Annotated in this window: 21 protein-coding genes; 1 reads left to right on the top strand and 20 read right to left on the bottom strand. The window is 57.5% G+C overall.

Annotated features, from left to right (window positions below; genetic code table 11):
• Position 1: 1 nt before the first annotated feature.
• The 12 genes from ACVDHI_RS13705 to murJ all read right to left on the bottom strand — a co-directional run bounded on the left by ACVDHI_RS13705 (position 2) and on the right by murJ (position 13,885).
• Positions 2 to 286, bottom strand: coding sequence for a TapY2 family type IVa secretion system protein (locus ACVDHI_RS13705; protein ID WP_324062893.1), 285 nt, complete (start codon positions 284 to 286; stop codon positions 2 to 4).
• The gene (locus tag ACVDHI_RS13710; RefSeq protein WP_410487607.1) at positions 283 to 3,858 is read right to left on the bottom strand and encodes a pilus assembly protein; all 3,576 of its coding nucleotides are present in this window, start codon (positions 3,856 to 3,858) and stop codon (positions 283 to 285) included. The genes ACVDHI_RS13705 and ACVDHI_RS13710 overlap by 4 nt, the downstream gene beginning before the upstream one ends.
• Before the next feature lie 11 nt (positions 3,859 to 3,869).
• A complete protein-coding gene (gene tppD, locus ACVDHI_RS13715) occupies positions 3,870 to 4,313 on the bottom strand; it encodes a type IVa pilus pseudopilin TppD (protein WP_042014886.1) in 444 nt (147 codons plus the stop codon).
• Positions 4,310 to 5,311 carry a PilW family protein gene (locus ACVDHI_RS13720; protein WP_104451884.1) on the bottom strand — a complete coding sequence of 334 codons (1,002 nt, stop codon included), beginning with the start codon at positions 5,309 to 5,311 and terminating at the stop codon, positions 4,310 to 4,312. The genes tppD and ACVDHI_RS13720 overlap by 4 nt, the downstream gene beginning before the upstream one ends.
• A complete protein-coding gene (gene pilV, locus ACVDHI_RS13725) occupies positions 5,308 to 5,871 on the bottom strand; it encodes a type IV pilus modification protein PilV (protein ID WP_039039992.1) in 564 nt (187 codons plus the stop codon). The genes ACVDHI_RS13720 and pilV overlap by 4 nt, the downstream gene beginning before the upstream one ends.
• A gap of 3 nt (positions 5,872 to 5,874) precedes the next feature.
• Positions 5,875 to 6,282, bottom strand: a complete 408-nt coding sequence (gene tppA, locus ACVDHI_RS13730) for a type IVa pilus pseudopilin TppA (protein ID WP_039039991.1) — start codon at positions 6,280 to 6,282, stop codon at positions 5,875 to 5,877.
• Positions 6,283 to 6,392: 110 nt separating this feature from the next.
• Positions 6,393 to 7,328: a 4-hydroxy-3-methylbut-2-enyl diphosphate reductase gene (ispH, locus tag ACVDHI_RS13735; RefSeq protein ID WP_039039990.1), complete on the bottom strand. Its 936-nt coding sequence runs from the start codon at positions 7,326 to 7,328 to the stop codon at positions 6,393 to 6,395.
• Positions 7,328 to 7,780, bottom strand: a complete 453-nt coding sequence (gene fkpB / locus ACVDHI_RS13740) for an FKBP-type peptidyl-prolyl cis-trans isomerase (RefSeq protein WP_447212174.1) — start codon at positions 7,778 to 7,780, stop codon at positions 7,328 to 7,330. Before fkpB ends, ispH begins: the two co-directional genes overlap by 1 nt.
• Positions 7,777 to 8,280: a signal peptidase II gene (gene lspA / locus ACVDHI_RS13745; RefSeq protein ID WP_039039988.1), complete on the bottom strand. Its 504-nt coding sequence runs from the start codon at positions 8,278 to 8,280 to the stop codon at positions 7,777 to 7,779. The genes fkpB and lspA overlap by 4 nt, the downstream gene beginning before the upstream one ends.
• Positions 8,280 to 11,141, bottom strand: coding sequence for an isoleucine--tRNA ligase (gene ileS / locus ACVDHI_RS13750; RefSeq protein WP_447212175.1), 2,862 nt, complete (start codon positions 11,139 to 11,141; stop codon positions 8,280 to 8,282). Before ileS ends, lspA begins: the two co-directional genes overlap by 1 nt.
• A complete protein-coding gene (gene ribF, locus ACVDHI_RS13755) occupies positions 11,141 to 12,115 on the bottom strand; it encodes a bifunctional riboflavin kinase/FAD synthetase (protein ID WP_010673098.1) in 975 nt (324 codons plus the stop codon). The genes ileS and ribF overlap by 1 nt, the downstream gene beginning before the upstream one ends.
• Before the next feature lie 207 nt (positions 12,116 to 12,322).
• Positions 12,323 to 13,885 (bottom strand): murein biosynthesis integral membrane protein MurJ, encoded by a 1,563-nt coding sequence (gene murJ / locus ACVDHI_RS13760; RefSeq protein WP_048209144.1) that lies wholly within the window; start codon positions 13,883 to 13,885, stop codon positions 12,323 to 12,325.
• Positions 13,886 to 14,076: 191 nt separating this feature from the next.
• Here murJ and rpsT point away from each other — a divergent pair, with 191 nt between their 5' ends.
• A complete protein-coding gene (rpsT, locus tag ACVDHI_RS13765) occupies positions 14,077 to 14,340 on the top strand; it encodes a 30S ribosomal protein S20 (RefSeq protein ID WP_005308808.1) in 264 nt (87 codons plus the stop codon).
• Between the two features lie 48 nt (positions 14,341 to 14,388).
• On the opposite strand, the gene ACVDHI_RS13770 is transcribed toward rpsT, so the two are convergent.
• The 8 genes from ACVDHI_RS13770 to rppH form a co-directional block, all read right to left on the bottom strand.
• Positions 14,389 to 14,691 (bottom strand): ArsR/SmtB family transcription factor, encoded by a 303-nt coding sequence (locus ACVDHI_RS13770; RefSeq protein ID WP_029313781.1) that lies wholly within the window; start codon positions 14,689 to 14,691, stop codon positions 14,389 to 14,391.
• Positions 14,692 to 14,739: 48 nt separating this feature from the next.
• The gene (gene nhaR, locus ACVDHI_RS13775; RefSeq protein ID WP_010673095.1) at positions 14,740 to 15,672 is read right to left on the bottom strand and encodes a transcriptional activator NhaR; all 933 of its coding nucleotides are present in this window, start codon (positions 15,670 to 15,672) and stop codon (positions 14,740 to 14,742) included.
• A complete protein-coding gene (locus ACVDHI_RS13780) occupies positions 15,659 to 16,039 on the bottom strand; it encodes a hypothetical protein (protein ID WP_183149949.1) in 381 nt (126 codons plus the stop codon). The genes nhaR and ACVDHI_RS13780 overlap by 14 nt, the downstream gene beginning before the upstream one ends.
• Before the next feature lie 20 nt (positions 16,040 to 16,059).
• Positions 16,060 to 17,250, bottom strand: coding sequence for a Na+/H+ antiporter NhaA (gene nhaA, locus ACVDHI_RS13785; protein WP_447212176.1), 1,191 nt, complete (start codon positions 17,248 to 17,250; stop codon positions 16,060 to 16,062).
• A 280-nt stretch (positions 17,251 to 17,530) separates the two neighbouring features.
• On the bottom strand, positions 17,531 to 18,325 hold the full coding sequence (gene thyA / locus ACVDHI_RS13790) for a thymidylate synthase (RefSeq protein WP_042014892.1): 795 nt from the start codon (positions 18,323 to 18,325) through the stop codon (positions 17,531 to 17,533).
• Positions 18,325 to 19,149 (bottom strand): prolipoprotein diacylglyceryl transferase, encoded by an 825-nt coding sequence (gene lgt / locus ACVDHI_RS13795; protein WP_039039982.1) that lies wholly within the window; start codon positions 19,147 to 19,149, stop codon positions 18,325 to 18,327. Before lgt ends, thyA begins: the two co-directional genes overlap by 1 nt.
• 66 nt (positions 19,150 to 19,215) lie before the next feature.
• Complete coding sequence (gene ptsP, locus ACVDHI_RS13800; protein WP_010673090.1) at positions 19,216 to 21,495, bottom strand: phosphoenolpyruvate--protein phosphotransferase; 2,280 nt, start codon at positions 21,493 to 21,495, stop codon at positions 19,216 to 19,218.
• A gap of 13 nt (positions 21,496 to 21,508) precedes the next feature.
• Positions 21,509 to 22,036: an RNA pyrophosphohydrolase gene (gene rppH / locus ACVDHI_RS13805; RefSeq protein WP_010673089.1), complete on the bottom strand. Its 528-nt coding sequence runs from the start codon at positions 22,034 to 22,036 to the stop codon at positions 21,509 to 21,511.
• Between the last annotated feature and the right edge of the window lie 677 nt (positions 22,037 to 22,713).

Below are 22,713 nucleotides of genomic sequence, written 5' to 3' on the forward strand. Positions count from 1 at the left end.
GCTATCGCAGTTGACGGGCATCCTGTTGCTGACCCTCTTTTGACTGGAAATTTTCCTCCGCAGTGCGGCATTCCAGGATTTTCTTCACAGGCTGTACCGCACCATCCACCTCGTATCCTCTTTGTTTGAATTTATCCTGCACCGCCTTTGGCGTGTTGTCTGCCACAGTACCGTGCAGGACAACCTTCTGGCCGTTAACCAGCTCGACATAACATTTTATGTCATCTGCCAAGACGGACCCGGATAACAAGAGGCACAAACCCAACACCCCGCTGCGTATTTTCATTGTGCCTCTCCTTCGTAGAGGTAAATTTTCTTGGGCGACATATCCATCTCAGCCTCCTCTGCCCCCTGGTTGCACTCTCCCGCTCCGGTACAACGCTCAGGCTCACCATCCCCTTCATCTTTCAGGATGACCTCTTCCCCGACACCGCCTCCAATAATGCGGATCTTGGCATCGTCTCCTGCATGCACCACCAAATCGTCGGCAACCTTGTTCTGTACTTCGACATAACGCTCAGGTGTCTGGTTGCCTTCAAGATCAACCACATAACGGAAGGAACTGCCATAATGCATGTCTACCATGTATTGGCGTGCAGCCCCGATGGATTGAATGGTGCATTGCTGGAACGACTGCACTTGCGGCAGGAACGAGGTGAAGTAAAGCTTGCCCTGAAGTACGACCCCGGCCCCCATGGATTTCTCACCCGGTTCGTTCAACCAATTGACCCACCCTTTGGCAGTGGTAATTCCCGCCTTGGTCGCCAATATTCCATCCGTGTTTGTCTGGGCAGACAAAGGATCAGAGGTCACATCATAAAGGTCAGTAATCAAGATGGGGCTTCTCGCCTGCGCATTGGCGGCACGCGGCACGACATCATAATCACGCAACATGAAATAGCCATTGCGGACAGTCGCTTCCGATGAGGGGCGATTGCGGTCTCCACTCCCAATCAGCACTGCATCAAAGGGACGATCCTGATAGGAGTAGACCACATTCCCTCCCACAACGGTGCGGGTGACCTGCTTGTTGATGGTACGCACCACGATAGGCTGGGTGAAGAAACGGCGATCATCGGCTTGAGTGACATCCGACCCCAGGCTGGCAAATTTGAAGACGCTCCAGTCAGATTTGTTGGTGCCTGGGAGATCCATGCGCCAGATATTGCCCCCCGTATCACCCACATAGATGCGATCGACTTTGCCATCACCATCGCTGTCAAGCGTAGCTACCGACCCGGGCATACTGTCGGTCATCCCCGTGACTCTGAGGTTGCTGGTTGAAGTCGCAGCAGGGGTCGCACTGAATATCAGCGCCCCAGTATCGGCATTGACGATGTAGATACCTCTCCCCATGCTGTCACTGGTTCCCAATCCCAGCACGCTCTTGTTCACGTCATAACCGCCAGCAAAGATAAGCACGGGATCACTGACTCCCGGCACAAACGCGACTTCCGGCACCGACCAGGTCAGCCCCAGCTCACCAAAACCAGTCGTCAGACTGTTCAGACGCCATTTCAGTGTCGGCGTATCCGGGCTGGAAACGTTGAATGCATAATAGGCTTTGCCGCCGCTCCTCAAGCCGGTGAATACCCAGACAAAATCGCTCTCCGAGGATTTCAGCACCCCGTTGCGATTGGCATCTTTGATAAGGGCCACCGGAGAAGAGTCAACACCGTAGATATGTTCGGCTGATTCCGCATTGAGACGCAGCGCCTTCTGATTCGCCATGAACTCATAAGGTATCGCCGCCCAGCTTTCGTCTATGGTGCTCCCCATGTCCTTGAACATATGCAGGAAACCGGCATTGGTCCCAAACAGAATACGCAAGTCCGGTGCATCTGTCGGGTTACCGGATTGCGGGCCATAGTTCAGCACCAGGGGACGTGAGTGCAGGGGGTCACCCATGATATGGGCGCGGATCAGGGTTGATGTATCAAAGTCCTCATCGTCGACATCCAACCCCTTGGTCCAGTTGATCAGGGAATCGAGTTCAGTCGTCGTAACTGCCTGCATGAAGGTCATGAGCGCGGCTTCACTGCCTGCCTGCGTTACCAGATTTGCCTTGGTCAGCTGATCGAGACGGTTCTGGGCATTGTTGATGACATAGAGGCTGCGGTTGCTTTTCCCCGCCAACATCTCTTGCGCCCCACCTTCGGCCACAACGTTCCCGTCACGGCCGGATGACCAGAAAGTCTGGGCACTGTCGATGATGGTGCCATCAAACTTGATAGCAGGCAGTCCCCGGCTGTCAGCCACATAACCGTCAGGAGAAAAGATCAGTTTTTTCAGATTACCCCGCCATCTGGGACCATCATCCGGCTCAAACATGGCGTAATAGATGTTGTTGAGACTGCGTGTCCGGTCAAAGTTGTTGCTGGCAATGGCGGGGGACACCAGCGAGGTATTGATCCGCAGGATCGCCAGCAGCGATGCCTTCAACGCATCACTCAAGGCAGAGGCGTTGGTTGCCGGATAATAAACGCCGCCACCACGACGGGCTGTTTCAGCAAGCAAATTACCGGCCCCGCTTATCGCCTCGTCACCAAACCCGACGGTAAAGGTCGTGACTGTCTGGGTACCAGGGGAAACGGCATTCACATCCTTGTGTTTCATATAACCCGCCAATGCGGCCAGATAGCTGCTGGACCTGTTCCCTGACCCATAAGTAACGGTAGTGCCATAAGCCGCTTTTTCATCGCTGGACAATGTATTTATCAATCCCTGGACAAAGGTATTGGCATCCCCATCCTGAGTCGGCTCTCCATCGGTGATGTATATGACGTAACCGTTGTTTGAGCAGTTGTCATAGGGGGCTTGATAGGTACCTGTCGGGCTTTCGGCGGTCGTATCTCTCGTGCCTCCTTGCAAGCCATAAACAACGCTTCGTCCCCCGAAGAAGCGATACGCCTCACTCAACGTCTCGCATAATGGTGTGTTGGTACTGGCAGTCAGTCCTTCGACCCTGTCGAGCAGGTCTTGTTCTCCGGTCTTGCCATTCGACAACGTGACCTCGCTACCCAGAATATCCCGGACAACTCTGCCGCCATTGGTACTGCTACTGTCATTCCTGTTGAAAATAGCCAGACCAAAATCAACCCCGGGGGCAGATGATATCAATCCTTTGACTGCATCTTTGGCAATACGCAGCCGGGATTCTATAGAGTAACCCGTAGGCCCGTAATACCACCTGATATAGTTGGCAGAATAAAGCACCACGGCCGTATTGCTGGCATTAACAGAGTCTCTTGTTGCCGCTGTATAAAACCATGAGCCTTGATTATTGCTGGTTTTATTGACCGGATACCCGGTGCCAACACTCCAAGTACCTGTGTATGGGTTGGCAGGGTTATTTGCGGTCACATCCTGCTTGCAATCGACCAACTCGATGTTGTTTTCCTGATAACCACTAATTGAATACCAGCTTCCCCTCCCTCTCCCCGGAGGGTTGCCACTTGTCACTTCATAAGTCCAGACTTGCGACTGAAAATAACCGATACTTGCAAGAGGCCCCTTGGAGGTGGCACAAGCGTTCAGTTTGTCAGAGAAACGCTTGTTGCTATTAATAGCGGGAATGCTCCCATCGGTTGAAAAATAGATATATCGTTTAGTATTGCTTTTGTCGGGATCATTGCTCAAGGCTGGATAGACAGTCGCTGGATTATAAGCTTCCTTTATCTGTTCCATGGTGTCAGCCATACTGCCGGAGTTATCAAATATCAACAGCACTTTAGGTCTGAAATCACCAGCCTTATTAAAGTCGTATATAAAAAGCTCGGTGTCATCGGCTCGTGTTGACGTCATGCCAAAAACAAGACTGCACCAGCATAAAATTGAACCGAATCGTTGTAACCACATATCCTTCGCTCCTATTTTGTGAGCAGTGGCTGTTCCACACCCGCAGTCCAGGTCAGCGGGCGAGAATATTTTCCATAATTGACACCGGCCTGTAGCTCGACATATTTGCATACAGGAATCACATTGCTGCTGCTGGCATCCACCTTGCGTTTGCAGACAGTTTCCGTGCGATTGGTGAGGGCCACATTGGCTGAATTATTGCTGCTATTGACACTGATGGCAGCACTCGCCCCCTGCGCAGAACCTATGTTTGCAATCACCGTCGATATGTTATTGCTCTGTACCGCCGCTTCGATGATGCCTTCCAGTCTGTGTTCTGCCTGCCTGAAATTGGCCGCAGAGCCTGCCATCTTGAGATCCTGCCCGGAGGACTGCATCACCACCACGGCGATCAGCGTCAGAGGTACCAGAATGATCAGCGCGACGATCAGGGCTACGCCATGCTGAGACCTCATGAACCACCTCCAGTCATGACCACCGGGTTGCGCAGCGACACGCTGCTCTCCAGCAGCAAGCGACGAAACCCATCCCCATTGCCTGATACGCTGGTACTACCTACCTGATAGATGTTGTTGTTCACATAGCTGCTGGATGCTTGCGACGATCGCACCAGAATAAAAACACGGGCAGCAACGACACGCCCTTCGCTCCATTCCTGCTCGGTCACGTTTGTAGACGCGACATAGCGATCAATGACCCCATCGGCAACAGGAGTGTCGTCAACACCAAACAGCACCGTCATGCGCTCAATCCCTTCCGCCATGGGGCCTCCTATCAGAACCGAGCCCCCATTGGCAGTCAGGTAACGCTTTCTCAGTTCCGGGTTGCCTGCGGCATTGGGAGCGAGATAATAGATAAAGTGTTGGTATTCCCAGAGCTGACGAGCCGGCATATCTGTCATCGTGGGCACTGTTTCTCCCCCTTTGAACATCAGCGCCGCTTGCGTCGTAGTAGCAAGATAGAAGCGATTATCAGTAGCTGCGGCATCGGCCAGGGGCTGCCCAATCAATCGCTTGATGCTGATGACATCCGTATTGGCAATACGTGACGTCACGGGAATACAGGCAAAAGCCCCCCCGTTAATCGCCCTGTTATTGTCCACCCGAGCGACCCAGACCCCCCGATTTGTTCCCACGCTGGGTGGCAAGCTGCCACGCCCCAAATTGTCCAGACAATCGTTCGCCGAAAGCACCGCAGACCCGCTGCTGAGAGTCACGCCTTGCCCCGTTGCCATGGGGGAACCGGTGTAGTCCCCCCAGAAGCCCGCCCACTTCAGGTCCTGGGTTACCAAACGCATCGCAATACGCCCATTCTCCTGCAACTCGCTCTGATCGAAAGCATCTTCCGTTGTGGCGCGGGAAGCCACGAAGATGCTCAAGCCGCCACCGACCAGAAATACGCCGATCAACATGGCAATCAACCATTCAATCAGGGTGAAGCCGCGGGCATTCATAGTGTGGTCGTCAGTACGAACTGACGCCTCTGTCTGTCTGCTGCATTGCCCAACCCACAACTGTTGCGCACTGCGGCCACTGCAACGGCACCATCGGACAGAGACTCCCGCCCCTGCCAGAAGATCCCTATGGTCAAACTGTTGTTGGCGCCACGAATCACGCAGCCGACCGGAGATTGCAGAGGTGACGCGGCACCGGATACCGCGGTTCCCAGCAGAGACTGCTGCCAGTAGAAGAGGTCCAGTGCCTGCCGCTCAGTCCTGCTGCAATCCGACATGGTGCCATTGTTGTTGGCACAGCTCGGCATATCCAGGATCGCGTTGCCGGATACCACTGTCGTTCCCTGACCAGCCCAGCTGTCTTTGTTGATCCTGGCGCGTTCGACCAGATCATTGGCCAGCCAGTTGGCGATGGTGCGCTGACGCGCTTCGTAGCTGGAAAACTTGGCGGTGACCTGCATGGCAACCAATCCCAGCAAGCCGAAGGAGAGCACCACGGCCGCAATCATCACCTCCAGCAGGCTGAATCCCCTCGTGTGTCGATGGTGCAGTGGTTTCATCGCCTAGTCCCAGCAAGCATTGTTGACGGTATCCCCGAGCCGGGTGGCACTCCGGGTGCCATCCTGGTCGATGGAGAAAATGATGCAGTCGCTGTCTGACCCCTGCGCACCAGAGGCTGTGGCAAACAGGATGTATGTATTGACCCCGGCTGAGATGACCAGGTGATAGAAGCCGGATTCGGAGTTCTCCGAGATATTCAAATCGGCTGCGGATGAGGTATACCGATTGAAGTCCATAAAATAGGTTTCTTGTCTGTTGGCGGCATCCAACAGCATTTTTTTGGCATCAATTCGGTGGCTGGACAGCAGGTAACGCTGATAGGAGGGATAGGCAATAGTGCCAAGAATCGCCACGATTGCGACGACAATCATCAATTCAATGAGAGAAAAGCCTCGATAGAACCCAATCATAACCCATCCTTGGTGACTGGCGGTTCATATAGTCTAATGCCGGATAGGTCGCAACGACAAATCCGGCATCAGGAACATAACTCTTTATTCTCAGGCCATCATGGCCACATTCAAATAATTCTAAGCTCGGGCGGCACTTCAAACACCACATTCTCTTCCCGGCCAGGATGCTCGGTCACTATCTTGCCTCCCAGCTCGCGCAGCCGGGCGATGACATTCTGAACAAGCACATCGGGGGCTGACGCACCCGCCGTGACCCCGATACGGGCAACCCCGTCCAGCCATTGCGGCTCAATCATGGAGGCATCGTCGATGAGGTAGGCCTTGGCGCCCACCTTCTCGGCCAGCTCCCTCAGACGGTTGGAGTTGGAAGAGTTGCGCGACCCCACCACCAGCATGGCGTCCACCAGCCCGGCCATCTCCCGCACCGCATCCTGGCGGTTTTGGGTGGCGTAGCAGATGTCATCCTTGCGCGGCCCCTGGATCTTGGGGAAGTGCGCACGCAAGGCATCGATGACATCCGAGGTCTCGTCCACGCTGAGTGTCGTCTGGGTCACGAAGCAGAGGTCGTCCGGGTTCTTCACCTTGAGTTTGGCCACATCTTCCGGCGTCTCCACCAGATACATGCCACCCTCACTGTTCTCGTACTGTCCCATGGTGCCGATCACCTCGGGGTGGCCGGCATGGCCGATAAGCACGGCTTCGGAGCCCTTGCGACTGGCGCGATGGACCTCCATGTGCACCTTGGTCACCAGCGGACAGGTGGCATCGAACACCTTGAGGGCGCGGGATTTGGCCATCTCGCGCACGACCTTGGCGACACCGTGAGCGGAGAAGATGACGATGCTGTCATCCGGCACCTCGTCCAGCTCTTCGACGAAAACCGCACCCGCCTCCTTGAGCTTGTTCACCACATAGCGGTTGTGCACCACTTCGTGACGGACATAGATGGGGGCACCGAACTTCTCCAGCGCGCTCTCGACGATGCTGATGGCCCGGTCGACACCGGCACAGAAGCCACGGGGGTTAGCCAGCAGAATATCCATCAGTGCACCTTCTCCTCGTCATCAACCCCCAGGATCTCCACCTCGAAGGTGACGGTGTGACCGGACAGGGGGTGGTTGAAATCGACCGTGACCGACATCCCTTCCACCGCCCGGATGATCCCGGGCAGTTCGCTGCCGTTGGGCTGGTCGAACAGAATGATGGTACCCACCTTGGGCTCAACTTCGTTACCGAACTTGGCGCGATCGAGATGGTAGATGTTGTCGGGATTGGAAAGGCCAAACGCCTCTTCCGGCGCCAGGGTAAAGCTCTTGCTCTCCCCTTCGCGCAGCCCCAGCAGGCATTGCTCGAAGCTCGGCGTCAGACTGCCGTCTCCCATCCGCAGACGGGCAGGCTTGCCGTGCAGCGCCGTGCTGTCCGCCACCGAGCCATCTTCCAGTTTGATAGAGAAATGGAACAGCACGCTGCTGTCCGCAGCAATCAGCTGGCTCATAAGGTCGCGTCCTGTTTTTTCTCACCACGGAAGCCATCCAGCACGATCATGGCGGCACCGATGAAGATGAAGCTGTCAGCCAGATTGAACGCCGGCCAGTGGGCGCGCTGCCAGTAAAAGTCGAGGAAGTCGACCACATGGCCCAGCACCAGCCGGTCAAACACGTTGCCGAGCGCCCCGCCGATGATCAGGCTGTAGGCGATACCGCTCCAGCGCTGGGTGACCGACTGCTTGCGCAGCCAGTGGATCAGCAGGCCACAGATGGCGAACGCCAGCACAGCGAAGAACCAGCGCTGCCAGCCTCCCTGATCTGCCAGGAAGCTGAAAGCCGCCCCCTTGTTGTAGACGTGGACCAGGTTGAAGAAGGGGGTGATCTCCACCCCCGGGTAGCCAAATGGCAGCAGCTTGACCACGGCGAGCTTGCTCGCCTGGTCCAGTACGAAGGCCAGCACCGCCAGCCACAGCCAACGCAGGCCGCTTTTATGTTGAGTCATGTTCATCAGGCAAATTGACGCGTTTCGCCGTCACCCTCGACGTTGGTGACGCAGCGGCCACAGATCTCTTCGTGGCCCGCAATGGTGCCCACGTCCTCTACATGGTGCCAGCAGCGGTCGCACTTGGCGGCGGCAGACTGGGCCACGCAGAGCCACAGGTCATCACGCTCGGTTGCCACGGCCTCTGCCGGTGCGGCATCGACGCTGACCACCCTGGCCTTGGAGGTGAGCAGCACGAAGCGCAGCTCATCGGCCAGGGCGTTCAGACGCGCGGCCAGCTCAGGCTTGGCGAACAGGGTCAGCTCGGCCTGCAGAGAACCGCCGATGCGCTTCTCGCCACGGGCCACTTCCAGCGCCTTGTTCACTTCACCGCGCACGGTGAGGATCTCGGCCCAGAACTCGTCGTTCAGCACTTCGCCCGCTTCCAGCCCGAACAGGCCGTCGTACCACTCCTCGGTGAACACGAACTCGCCGCGCTCACCCGGCAGCAGGGCCCAGATCTCGTCGGCAGTGAAGCTCATGATCGGCGCCATCCAGCGCACCATGGCCTCGGCGATGTGATAGAGGGCGGTCTGGCAGGAGCGACGGGCCAGGCTGTCAGCCTTGGCGGTGTACTGGCGGTCCTTGATGACATCCAGATAGAAGGAGCCCATCTCGATGGAGCAGAACTGCATTAGCTTCTGGGTCACGCCGTGGAAGTTGTACTCATCGAACGCGGCTACGATCTCGGCTTGTACCGCTTTGGCACGGCCCACTGCCCAGCGATCCACCACCACCATCTCGGCAGGCGCCACCATGTCGGTCGCCGGATTGAAACCGTTCAGGTTGGCCAGCAGGAAACGGGCAGTGTTGCGGATACGACGATAGGCGTCGGCGGAGCGCTTGAGGATCTCGTCGGAGACGGTCATCTCACCGGTGTAGTCAGTGCTCGCTACCCACAGACGCAGGATGTCGGCACCCAGCTTGTTCATCACGTCCTGAGGGCTTACCACGTTGCCGATGGACTTGGACATCTTGCGGCCCTGACCGTCCACGGTGAAGCCGTGAGTCAGCACCTGGTTGTAGGGTGCCTTGTCCTTCATGGCGACGCCGATCATCAGGGAGGACATGAACCAGCCACGGTGCTGGTCAGAGCCTTCCAGATACATGTCGGCCGGCTTGCCGTTGAACTCGGGACGGGCGTCGACCACGGAGGCGTGGGTAGAACCGGAGTCAAACCAGACGTCCAGGGTATCAGGCACCTTCTCGTAGTTGTCGGCGTCCGCGCCCAGCAGCTCGGCCTTGTCCAGATCCCACCAGGCCTGGATGCCGGACTGCTCGACCCGCTTGGCCACCTCTTCCATCAGGCGCACGGACTCCGGGTGCAGCGCCTGGGTATCCTTGTGAACGAACAGGGAGATGGGCACGCCCCAGGTACGCTGACGGGAGATGCACCAGTCAGGACGGTTCTCGACCATCGCCTGGATGCGGTTTTTCCCCCAGGCCGGGACCCAGCCGCTCTGGCCGTGCTGGGCAATGCCCTGAGTCTCGATACGCTCGATCTCTTCCAGAGCACGCTTGCGCAGACCCTTCTGCTCCATGCTGATGAACCACTGGGGGGTAGCACGGAAGATGATCGGGGTCTTGTGACGCCAGCAGTGCGGGTAGGAGTGGTTGAACACCTTGTGGTGCAGCAGGGCGCCACGCTCGGTCAGCACCTCGACCACGGCCGTATTGGCCTTGAACACGTGCTGGCCGGCAAACAGTTCGGTATCCGGCAGATAGACGCCGTTGCTGCCAACCGGGTTGGCCACTTCCAGACCGTACTTCTGACCGACCACGAAGTCTTCCTGACCGTGACCAGGGGCGGTGTGTACCGCGCCAGTACCGGCGTCCAGAGTGACGTGGTCACCCAGCACCACAGGTACGTCGAAGCTGTAGAAGGGGTGGTTGAAGCGCAGCAGCTCGAGTGCGGCACCCTTGGCGTAGCCCAGGTTGTGGAAGTGCTCGATGCCGGCGCGATCCATCACGTCCTTGACCAGCTCGGCGGCCAGGATCAGACGCTCGGGATTGTCGCCCTCAACCTGCACCAGTGCGTAGTCGAGATCGGCATGCATGGCGATGGCGCGGTTGGCCGGCAGGGTCCACGGGGTAGTGGTCCAGATCACGGCAGAGAGCGCGCCCTTGCCGGTGTGGCCTTCGGCGCAATCAAACTTGGCGGCAACGGCAGCCTCGTCGACGGCCTTGAAGCGCACGTCGATGGAGGGGGAGTTCTTGTCGTAGTACTCCACTTCTGCTTCAGCCAGCGCGGAGCCGCAATCGGTACACCAGTGCACCGGCTTGGAGCCTTTATGCAGGTGGCCGTTTTCAACGATCTTGGCCATGGAGCGGATGATGTTGGCTTCGGTCCCAAAATCCATGGTCAGGTAGGGGTGTTCCCAGTCACCCAGCACGCCCAGACGGATGAAGTCGGTCTTCTGCGCTTCGATCTGGGTTTTGGCGTATTTGCGGCACTCGGCGCGGAACTCGGCGGCGGAAACCTTCTCGCCCGGCTTGCCGACCATGCCTTCCACTTTCAACTCGATGGGCAGACCGTGGCAATCCCAGCCCGGTACATAGGGGGAATCGAAGCCAGAAAGGCCTTTGGACTTGATGATGATGTCTTTGAGGATCTTGTTGACCGAGTGACCGATGTGAATGCTGCCGTTCGCATAGGGGGGGCCATCGTGCAGAATGAAAGAAGGCTTGCCCGCTTTGGCGCGGCGAATGGCGCCGTAAAGATCCTGATCGTACCAACGTTTCAGCATGTTGGGTTCGCGTTTGGCCAGATCGCCACGCATCGGAAACTCGGTTTCCGGCAGATTCAGGGTGTGTTTATAGTCGCTCATCAGTCCTGGGTTCCCTTCTTTTCTAAAAGAGTGCTGGGTAAATGAAATTGTGGCAGCCCGAACCAGGCTCGGGCCGCCAGGGCATCTCGTTCGATCTGCTCTTTCAAGGCAGTGAAAGAGTCAAATTTCTGCTCTTCGCGCAGCTTGTGGCGAAGCAGCACCTTGACCTGCTGACCATATAGATCACCAGAAAAATCAAATAGATGTACTTCCAATCTGGCTTGTGTCCCGCTCAAGGTCGGACGTACACCCACATTGGCGACACCGGGGAAAGTCTTGCCGGAACATATCACTTCCACCGCAAACACGCCACCGACCGGGACAACCTGGCGTTTGAGGGCCAGATTCGCGGTGGGAAAACCTATGGTGCGCCCCAGCTTGTCACCGTGGGCCACCCGGCCACTGATGGCATAGGGGCGGCCGAGCATCAGCTCCACCTCCGCCATGCGGCCCGCTTTCAGGGCCTCGCGCACCAGCGTACTGCTGACCCGCTGGCGGGAAAGCTGGAAACTCTGGGTGCTGATCACCTCGAACCCGAAGCGCCGACCGGCCTCCTCCAGCAGGTGGAAGTCCCCTTCCCGCCCCTTGCCGAAGCGAAAATCGTCACCGACCACCAGATAGTGCACGCCGAGTTTCTCCACCAGCAGTTGCTCGATGAAGGTGCTGGCCGCCTGCTCGGCAAAGCGATGGGTGAAACGCACGCAGAGCATGCGATCGATCTGCATTCCCTTGAGGGCTTCGTACTTCTCCCGCCAGCGGCTGAGGCGGGCGGGCGCGGCACTGCCCGCAAACAGCTCCAGCGGCTGGGGTTCGAACAACATGACGCAGGCTGGCAGGCCAAGTTGGGCTGCCTTCTCCTGCAAGCGGGCCAACACCGCGTGGTGCCCCTGATGAACCCCATCGAAGTTGCCTATGGTCAATACACAGCCCCGGTGACGGGGCTTGATATTGTGAATGCCGCGAATAAGCTCCATCAGTGCCTTGTGCGTTGCTGCCATGGAAATCGGCGGATTATATATCAGGCAGCAGGCAGGGTCAGCCCTGCCGTTGAGCCGATTTAGCCATCCCGCTCGCTTCTCGGACTCGGCCAGGAGCATCGCACCTCGTTGGCGGACCAACCCGACAGCCCCTGAGACCGCTCCCATCTCCCTTGTGCTGTCCCCTCCCTTGCAACTGGCTTCTTATTGCTGACCGGCTCTCAGGTGCCGTGGCCGGATCCCCAATGCCAAGAGGACAATGCCATACAGCGCTCCGCCCAGGCAGAGCAGCAGGGTCAACTCCAGGCTGGCCTTGCCCATGCTCCAGGCCCCCCATTGGGCGAGATCCGGTGACAGATAGGCCAGAAGCCCCCCCATCAAGACCGTTGCCGCCAAGAGCTTGAGGCAGAACAGCCCGGTGTTGCGGGAAGGGCGATAAACATCCTGCTGATAGAGCCCCTTGAACAGCAGTGCGGCGTTCAGGGTGCCGGAACAGGCGGTGGCGAGAGCCAGCCCCACGTAGCCGAGCGGATAGATGAAGATGAGGTTGCACACCATGTTGGCAACCATGGCCATGATGCCGATACGCACCGGCGTCCTGGTATCCTGGCGGGCGTAATAACCGGGGGCCAGCACCTTGATGAGCATCAAGGAGAGCAGCCCCGTAGTGGAGGCCAGCAGGCTGGCACTCGACATGCTCACCTCGTGCAGACCGAACTCACCGCGCATGAAAAGCACCCGCAGTATGGGCTCGCGCAGCACGGCGATACCGACCATGGCTGGCAAGCCGAGCAGCATCACCATGCGCACCCCCCAATCCATGGTGCGAGAGAAATCCGCCGGATCCGCATCCACGTGTTTTCTGGCCAGGGCAGGCAGGATCACCGTGCTGATGGCCACCGCAAAGAGGCCAAGGGGAAACTCCAGCAACCTGTCCGAGTAGTAGAGATAGCTGATGGCACCGGTGGCCAGAAACGAGGCCAGCATGGTGTTGATCAGCAGGTTGATCTGGCTGACCGACACGCCGAACAGGGCCGGGATCATCAGGGTACGGATCTTCACGACCCCGGGATGGTGCCAACCCCACTTGGGCCAGACCAGCATGTTGAGCTGGCGCAGAAAAGGATACTGGAACAAAAACTGGACCAGACCGCCGAGGAAGACACCGATCGCCAGGGAGATTTCGGGGCGTTCCATCAAGGGCGCGATCCACCAGGCCGCCGCAATCATGGTGATGTTGAGGAACACCGGCGTGAAGGAGGACACGGCAAAACGGCCAAAGGTATTGAGAATGGCCCCCGCCATGGCGGTGAAGGTAATGAACCAGAGATAGGGGAAGGTGATCTTGAGCATCAGACTGGCCAGCTCGAACTTCTCCGCCGCCGGTCCGCCGTGCAGCCAGTCCCAGAACCAGCCCCAGCCAAAGAGGGCCGTCAGGACACCGGAACCCAGCACCCCGAGCAAGGTGACCACGGTGACGATGCCACCCAGGGTGCCCGCCACCGCCGCCAGCAACTCGCGAACCGCCTGCTCGTCACCATTTTTCTTGTACTCCGTCATCACGGGCACGAAGGCCTGGTTGAATGCCCCTTCGGCAAAGAGCCGGCGCAAGAAGTTGGGAATGCGATTGGCGAAGAAGAAGACGTCTGCGGCCACCCCGGCACCGAGCAAATTGGCGATGACCACATCGCGCACCAAGCCCATCACACGGGATGCCAGCGTCATTCCGGACACAATCATGCCGGATTTGATCAATTTCTTACTCAAGACGAGGCCTCTGGAACTGTCGGAAAGAAAAGAATGCTGTTAGAATCGGCCGACAGTTTAACCGTCTCCCATCTGACACACCACCGGGGGGCGGTGTTTATTTGCACAAATCATTTGACAATATGTGGTTGGGAAGGCATATTTCCGGGCCTTTTCAATACACTCGCTAAGACAGTTTTAGGAGTTTTACCTTGGCTAACATCAAATCTGCTAAGAAGCGTGCTCTTCAGTCAGAGAAACGTCGTCAGCACAACGCCAGCCGTCGTTCCATGACCCGTACCTACCTGAAGAAAGTGATCGCTGCCATCGCCTCTGGTGACAAGGCTGCTGCCACTGCCGCTTTCGCTGTTGCTCAGCCGATCATGGATCGTATGGCGACCAAAGGCCTGATCCACAAGAACAAAGCTGCTCGTCACAAGAGCCGCCTGTCTGCCCAGATCAAAGCCATGGCTTAATCAGCATCCGCTGATGAAAGCTGAAAAAACCGGCCTAGTGCCGGTTTTTTATTTGGGGTCGCTACAGTACAGTCTGTGCAACAGTCCGATCATCTCACGCACTTCATGGCTGCGCAGGGAATAATAGACCGTCTGGGCTTCCTTCCTCGTCGCCACCAGCTCATCCCGGCGTAACACCGCCAGATGCTGCGACATGGCTGACTGGCTCAATCCCAATACCTCGTTCAGCTCGCCGACCGACAGCTCCCTATCCAGCAACTGGCACAAGATAAACAGCCGCCGTTCATTGGCCAATGCCTTGAGCAGGGTGACGGCACGCCCGGCATTCGCTTCCATCTCTTCCAATTGCATCTCACCCTCCTCTTCCAAGACAGGCATCATAGCGCCGTCACCGTCGATTTAAAACGAGAGGCTTGCCGGCTGAATGGCCGTGAAATCCTCCTGCCCGGCAAAGAGGAAGGAGAAATCACTCTCGCATACTCGCTTGACCGCAGGATGTTGGATCATCCGCTCGGCAAAGATGACGTAATACTCCTCCATCAGATCCTGGGTTTCACCTAGCAGCATCACCTCCTCCCCCTCCAGGATCTCTTCCCGATAGATGGTCGGAGCCATGAAGATGCCCTGGTTGAAGAAGCCGAACGCCTTCATCAGCGCCGCATCATCGAATTCTCCCAGAATACTGGGGGAAATCCCCTGCTGCTCGAACCACTGGGTCAGTTGACGCCCCATGGCGGTACGGCGGCCCGGGATGAGCAGCTTGCGCTCTTCCAGGCAAGCAGGGAAAGGCTGGGAGGGCAGAGGCGCCTTGCAGAAGAAACTGACGCCGCATCCCCCCAGACGCTTGGACAGCAACCCGGCATGCTGGCTGGAGTCCACCGGGCAATCAGAGAGGATCATGTCGAGCTTGTGCTCGCTCAACTGCTCCAGGAGCAGTTCATGGGTCGACTCGAAGCAGCGCAGGTGAATGGAACCGTCATTGGGGATCACGGAGAGCAGTACCCGGCTGGCGAGCCGCTTGGAGAGAGCATCGGCGATGCCCACATCGAACAGGATCTGGCTCTCCTTGCGGTAGTTGACGATATCCAGCATCTCGTAGGAGAGGCTGAACATCTTGTCCGCATAGCGAAATACCAGTTGGCCAAGCTCGGTGGCCTCAAGGGAGCGCCCCTTTCTGATCAGCAACTTGCCGCCAAGACGCTGCTCAAGCAGTTTGATCTGACCGGTCACGGTCTGTGGGGTCAAAAAGAGGGCTTCCGCCGCCTGCGTGACGGAGCCCTTCTTCTGAGTCATCCAAAAATAGTAGAGATGGTTGTAGTTAAGGTGTGACATCCGATGGGGTTCCCGCGCCAGGCGGGCTCCGGTAGCAGCTGAGTTCAACCGCCAGAATGTCATACATGTCGCTGATCGAGTCAACCTTGTTCGCGTCGAACTGTGCCTGCAGATGGGCCTTGAGACGACCGGCATCCGGCATTCGCTCGGTACAATAGCGCTTGTTGGACAGCTTGACTCGCTCGCCGGCACGACTGCTCAGTGCCCGTTCGGCGAAGGTCTCTCCGAACCGGGCTTTTACCTGTGAGTCCCCCAGCATGAGGGCGCTGTCGACCACCCCGTTGAGATAGGCAGAACAACTTGCCGAGGTGGCATCCCGCTGACAATCAACCAGGCTATTCGCCCAGATTGCAGGGCTCGCCAGCATGACTAACCATCCTAGTTTTCTCATAACCCCTCCGTACTTTGATTCGCCTCCCGATTGGGCAGCGATATCCGCAGTGCGATGTAACCGATCACAGCCGCGAGTGTGGAACCTGCCAAGATCCCGAGGCGCGAGTAGCTGCCGTAGTCCAGTCCGCCATGCTCGAATGCCAGCGATGCGATAAACATCGACATGGTGAAGCCGATGCCACACAGAATGCTGACGGCAAAGATCTGTCTGAAGTTCACTCCTTGCGGCAATTGGGCAATGCCTGATTTCACAGCCAGCCAGCTGATGGTGAAAATCCCGAGCGGCTTGCCGACGAAGAGCCCCAGGATGATCCCCATGGGGAGCGGATTGAGCAGAGCCGAGAAGTAGATCCCCTCCAGCGATACCCCGGCGTTGGCGAAAGCGAACAGCGGCAGGATCAGGAAGGCACTCCAGGGGTGCAGCACATGCTCCAGATGCTTGAGTGGCGATGCGTAACGCTTGCCGTTGAGGGGGATCATGAAGCCCACGATGACCCCCGCCAGGGTCGCATGGACACCGGACTTGAGCACGGCAACCCAGAGCACCAAGCCGACCAGCATATAGAGTCCAATCCTGTCCTCACCACGGCGATTCATCCAGAGCAAGGTCAGAGTGGCCACCACACCTATCGCCAGCGCAGTCAGCGACAGTTGCTGGGTGTAGAAGAGGGCAATGATGATGATGACCCCCAGATCGTCCATGATAGCCAGCGCCAGCAAGAAGACCTTGAGGCTGGTCGGTACCCGCTTGCCCAGCAGCGCCATGACCCCGAGAGCGAAGGCGATGTCGGTTGCGGCCGGAATCGCCCAGCCAGCACGGGTAACCTCGTCCCCGTAGTTGAAGAAGCTATAGATGAGTGCCGGTGCCAACATGCCCCCCACGGCAGCAATGGCCGGGAAGGTTGCCTGCACCCGGGAGGAAAGCGCCCCCTCCAGCATCTCTCGCTTCACCTCGAGACCCACCAACAGGAAGAAGATCGCCATGAAGCCATCGTTGATCCAGAGCAGCAGCGGCTTGTTGATGTCGAGGGCCGCGATGCGAACCTGCACCTCGGTATTGAGGAAGCTCTGATAGTGTTGCGCCAGCGCCGAATTGGCCAGGCCGATGGCAAGCAGGGCGGCCAGGATCAGAATGATCCCGGAAGCGGACTCCAGTTTGAGAAAACGCTTGAATACATCGCTCATATCTAACTACCCATAAAATTGCATCTTTTCAGTCTAGGGCCAGAGTAGCTCAATGAAAAATCGTTTCTAACGGCTGATAACAACGAAAAAACCGAAAGCAAAACAGATAATGCCTGCTATAAGCAGGTTATTTCCCCTTTTTTAGGAGCCATCTCTCCACCCGGAATGTTGCATATTAATTCACAGAAAATGCAAAAAGGCACCCGAGGGTGCCTCTAACAGCTGAGTGTCGATTCATCGTCACCTGGGAGACGATACTCGCCCCAGGCTCATTATCTACTCAAATAGCGACAGGCGCCTTGATCCCAGGATGGGGATCATAGCCCTGGATCTCGAAATCCTCGAATCTGTAATCGAAGATGGAGTCAGGTTTGCGCTTGATCACCAGTTGCGGCAGGGGGCGCGGCTCGCGGGTGAGTTGCAGTGCCGTCTGCTCCATGTGGTTGGAATAGAGGTGCACATCGCCACCGGTCCAGACAAAGTCCCCCACTTCCAGATCGCACTGCTGCGCCATCATGTGGGTCAGCAGCGCATAGCTGGCAATGTTGAACGGCAGGCCAAGGAAAACATCACAACTACGCTGGTAGAGCTGGCAGGAAAGCTTGCCATCCGCCACATAGAACTGGAAGAAGGCGTGGCAGGGTGCCAACGCCATTTTGTCCAGCTCGCCTACGTTCCAGGCGGAGACGATGATGCGGCGGGAATCCGGGTTGTGCTGGATGTCGTCCACCGCCTTCTGGATCTGGTCGATGACAGACCCATCGGCCGCCGGCCAGGAGCGCCACTGGGCACCATAGACAGGCCCCAGATCACCGTGCTCGTCGGCCCACTCATCCCAGATGCTGACACCGTGCTCTTTCAGATAGGCGGTGTTGGTATCGCCATTGAGGAACCAGAGCAGCTCATGAATGATGGAGCGCAGGTGGCACTTCTTGGTGGTCACCAGCGGGAAACCTTCCGCCAGATTGAAGCGCATCTGATGACCGAACAGGGAGACGGTCCCGGTCCCGGTGCGATCGGATTTGACGGTCCCTTCATCCAGAATTTTCTGCATCAGGTCGAGATAGGCACGCATTACTTCGCCTCCTTGGGTGCATTGCCGAACAGACGGGGCTGCTTATAGGCGGCCCAGACCATGAGCGCACCCGCCACTATCATCGGGGTAGAGAGGATCTGGCCCATGCTGATCTCGTTGAAGTAGAGACCCAGCTGGCTGTCAGGCTGACGAACAAACTCCACCAGGAAGCGGAACAGACCGTAGAACAGCAGGAACATGCCGGAGATGGCGCCACGGGGCGGGTGCTTGCGCCAGAACAGGTTCAGGATGATGAAGAGCACCACACCTTCCAGCGCGAACTGGTAAAGCTGGGACGGGTGACGCGGCTCGGGGCCCGCCTCGGGGAAGATGATGGCCCAGGGGACATCGGTCACCCGACCCCACAGCTCGCCGTTCATGAAGTTGCCGATGCGGCCAACACCGAGGCCAAACGGAATCAGCGGCGCCACGAAATCCGCCACGGTGAAGAAGTGGCGCTGGGTTTTGTGGGCAAACCAGATCATGGCGGTGATCACCCCGATGAGGCCACCGTGGAACGACATGCCACCGGTCCATATCTTGAACAGATAGGTCGGGTCTGCGAGGAAGAGATCGAAGTTATAGAACAGCACGTAACCGATGCGCCCTCCCAGGATCACCCCGAGGAAGCCGTAGAACAGCAGATCCGAGACCTCGTTGCGGGTCCAGCCGCTATTGGGTGCATCGGCGCGGCGACCTGCCAGCCACATGGCGAAGGCAAAACCGAACAGGTACATGAGACCATACCAGCGTACCGATAATGGTCCCAAACTGAATGCTACGGGATCAATCTGCGAGAAAACCCAATATCCGTCGTGCTGCATAGGCGGCCCCAATCATAAGAAAAGCCGCATTCTCCGATCATTCTTACGCAGTAACAAGGTGGAATATCAATCGGGCAGCCTGACCTTGTGCCCAGCCCGCAGCAATCCGCCCAGACCGTGCTCTTCCAGATATCGGGCAAACAGGCCCCGCAGCACGTGAGGATTGTCATGCTTGAGACCATCCGCCATCAGCGCCTTCAACTCGCCAAGGTCGGATTGCCGCAGCACGTATTTGATACGGGAGATGTTGTGGGTATTCATGCTGAAACGACGATAGCCCATGGCCAGCAGCAGCAGCACCCCGACCGGATCGCCAGCCAGCTCGCCACAAACAGAGACCGGCTTGTGATAGCGCTGAGAGGCATCGACCAACAGTTGCAAAGCGCGGATCACCGCGGGATGGAAGGCATCGTAGATGCTGGCGACACGGGCATTGTTGCGATCCACCGCCAGCAGGTACTGAGTCAGGTCGTTGCTGCCTACCGACCAGAAGTCGATGAGCGGCGCCATCTCCGGCAGGATGTACAGCGCGGAGGGGACTTCTATCATCACCCCGAGACTGGGGTAGCGGATCACCGCATCGCGGCTGGCCGCTTCTTCCGACACCTCGCGCCACGCCTGATCCAGCAGACGACGGGAGGCCTTGATTTCACTGACGCTGCTGATCATCGGCAGCATGATGGCCAGATTGTCCAGCCCTTCGCTGGCCCGCAACATTGCCTTGAGCTGAACCAGGAAGAGTTCGGGGTGATCCAGGGTGAGCCGGATCCCCCGCCAACCAAGGAAGGGATTTTCCTCCACGATGGGAAAATAGGGCAGTTGCTTGTCCCCCCCCACGTCCAGAGTCCGCATGCAAACCGGGCGATCCCGATAGGTTTCCAGGATCCCGCGATAGCGGGCAGTCTGCTCCCACTCCGAAGGGAAGCTGTCCTGCAGCATGAAGGGGATCTCGGTGCGATAGAGCCCGACCCCGTCCGCCAGATGATTGAGGGAGATCTCGGTATCCGCACTCAGCCCTGCGTTGAGCAGCAGAGAGACCTTGGTGCCGTCGGCAGTCTCGGAGGGCTGGTTGTCGACGCTACGCACCAGGGTGTCGAGTGCCCGCTCCTCACTCAGCAGTTGCCGGTACTCGGTCAGGATCACCTGGTTGGGTTCGATGAAGAGATCGCCGCTGTAGCCATCGATGACCAGAGTGCGCCCGCCGATGTCACCGAGGGGCAGATCCACCCCCATGATGGCCGCCACCCCCATGGCACGGGCCAGGATGGCGGCATGGGAGTTGGTCCCGCCCTTGAGCGACACCACACCGCTCAGAAATTCCCTCGGGATCTCCGCAAGGATGGTGGCCGTCACTTCATCGGCGACCAGCACCACGGGTTCGCCGATGGTGAGCTGCTCGGGTTCGTCCTGCACCAGCCGGCTGATGAGCCGCTGGGCGATGTCTTTCACATCGGTGGAGCGCTCCCGCAGATAGGGATCCTTCATCCCCTTGAACTGCTCTATCAGCCGATCGCTGATGAGTTTGACCGCCGAGATCGCCGTCCAGTGTTCCTTGCTGACCTTGTTGCGGATGGGCTTGATGTAGCCGGGATCGTTAAGCAGGTGCAGATAGATGTCGAAGATGGCGACCGAGTCCTGGCTGTAGCTCTCGCGAAAGCGCAGTGCCAAGCTCTCCAGATCATGGCGCACTTCCTCCACCGCCAGCTCGAGACGGGCAAGCTGCTTGGCATGATCCTCGTCCTTGCGCGGCGTGATGGTATTGAGCGCCTTGCGCGGACGCCACACCCAGGCCTTGGCGATGGCGATGCCACTCGCCCCGGCAATACCGCGCAGCGGCTTGCTCCAGTCGGTCTTCTGCAGCCACCCCTTGGCCTGGGCCTGGGCGATGCGGGCAGCCAGCTGAGCTGCCAAGGTGACCATGAAGGACTCTTCCCCCTCATCGAAGAGGCGGCTCTCCTTCTGCTGCACGACCAGAATCCCCACTACCTGACGCTGATGCATGATGGGAGCGCCGAGGAAGGAGCGAAACGCCTCTTCCGCCACATCGGGCAGGAACTTGAAACTGGGATGGGAGGGGGCATCGGCCAGGTTGATCAGCTCTTCACGCTGACCCACCAGACCGACGATACCCTGCTCGAACGGCAGGGTGGCCTTGCCCACGGCCGATTCGGCCAGACCATCGGTCGCAGCCAGTCGATAGCGGCGCATGTCCGGCTCGGCCACATAGACGGAGCAGCAGTCCACCGTCATGGCGAGCCGGGTCTGGCTCACCAATGCTTGCAAGGCCTGTTCGAGGGTGTTGGCCTCGGCCATGCTTTCCACGATGCGTCTGAGTTCCGTCAGCAACTAGTTGTGCTCCTTAACGCGAGCGGTTGCGCCGCCCATCTTTTCGGTTAGCCTGCACCACGGGGACTGGCATGGCCAGCGGGGCAAACTCCTTCATCACCCGGCGGTAAACCTCCCGCTTGAAGGAGACGACCTGACGAACCGGGTACCAGAAGCTGACCCAACGCCAATCATCAAATTCCGGGTGACCATGACAGCCAAACTGGATCCTGGACTCTTTGCCAGGATCGAGCTGCAACAAAAACCATTTCTGCTTCTGGCCAATACAGACCGGTGAACTGTCCCAGCGGACGAGTCGTTTGGGTAAGCGATACTTCAGCCAGTTGCGACTGGTCGCCAGTATGGTCACATCGTCCTGCTTGAGGCCTATCTCCTCATACAGCTCACGATACATGGCCTGTTCCGGCGATTCACCATCATCAACCCCCCCCTGCGGAAACTGCCAGGAGTGCTGCCCATAGCGCTTAGCCCACAATACTTGTCCGTCACGGTTACAGATCACGATGCCGACATTGGGACGAAATCCGTCACCATCTATCACGTGATCACCTTATAAAGGCTGAATCTATAACGAGATTGTTCCACATTCACCCCGTGGCGGCAAACAGGGACTGTCATCTTCCATTCATGAATAACTTGGCATTTCAAGCAAAGTTATAAACAAATTGAAGGTTCATGCTAGGCAAGTTGCCCACCCAGACTGTGCATAAACCTGTGATCAAGCAGGTATATACAGTAGTTTTATACTGTGGCATTGCACGGAAGCATATCATACCCGATTCACTTAAAAACAAAATATACATTTAAATACATAAGGTTATAGTTTAATTGCTGGATCAAGATCCATGTCTTTTGCCTAAGAGGATCCAGCCTGTCAATTGTGAACAAGTTCGACTGCTCAAAGATCCACCAAGACGGATTTATCCACAGACATGGCGCATTATCTGCACCGAAATGGCGCTGAAAATCGGCGTATTCTCACATTTATTTCTGGTGCCACGCTTCCTTTCACCACTTTACGCCAGTTATCCAAGATTTCTGTGGATAACTGTGTGCAACAGCTCGCACAAACCCTTGGACAACTCGTTTATGCGGGGATCCGGCGGGCCAACATACTGGATAAATAAAGTAAAACCCTTTAAAATCATTTAGATATGTTGAACTCTGTCACCCATGTCTCCCTGTGTATAGTCGGGCGAGGATCGGTTATAAAATCAG

Source organism: Aeromonas sp. 25-248, from assembly GCF_053005425.1.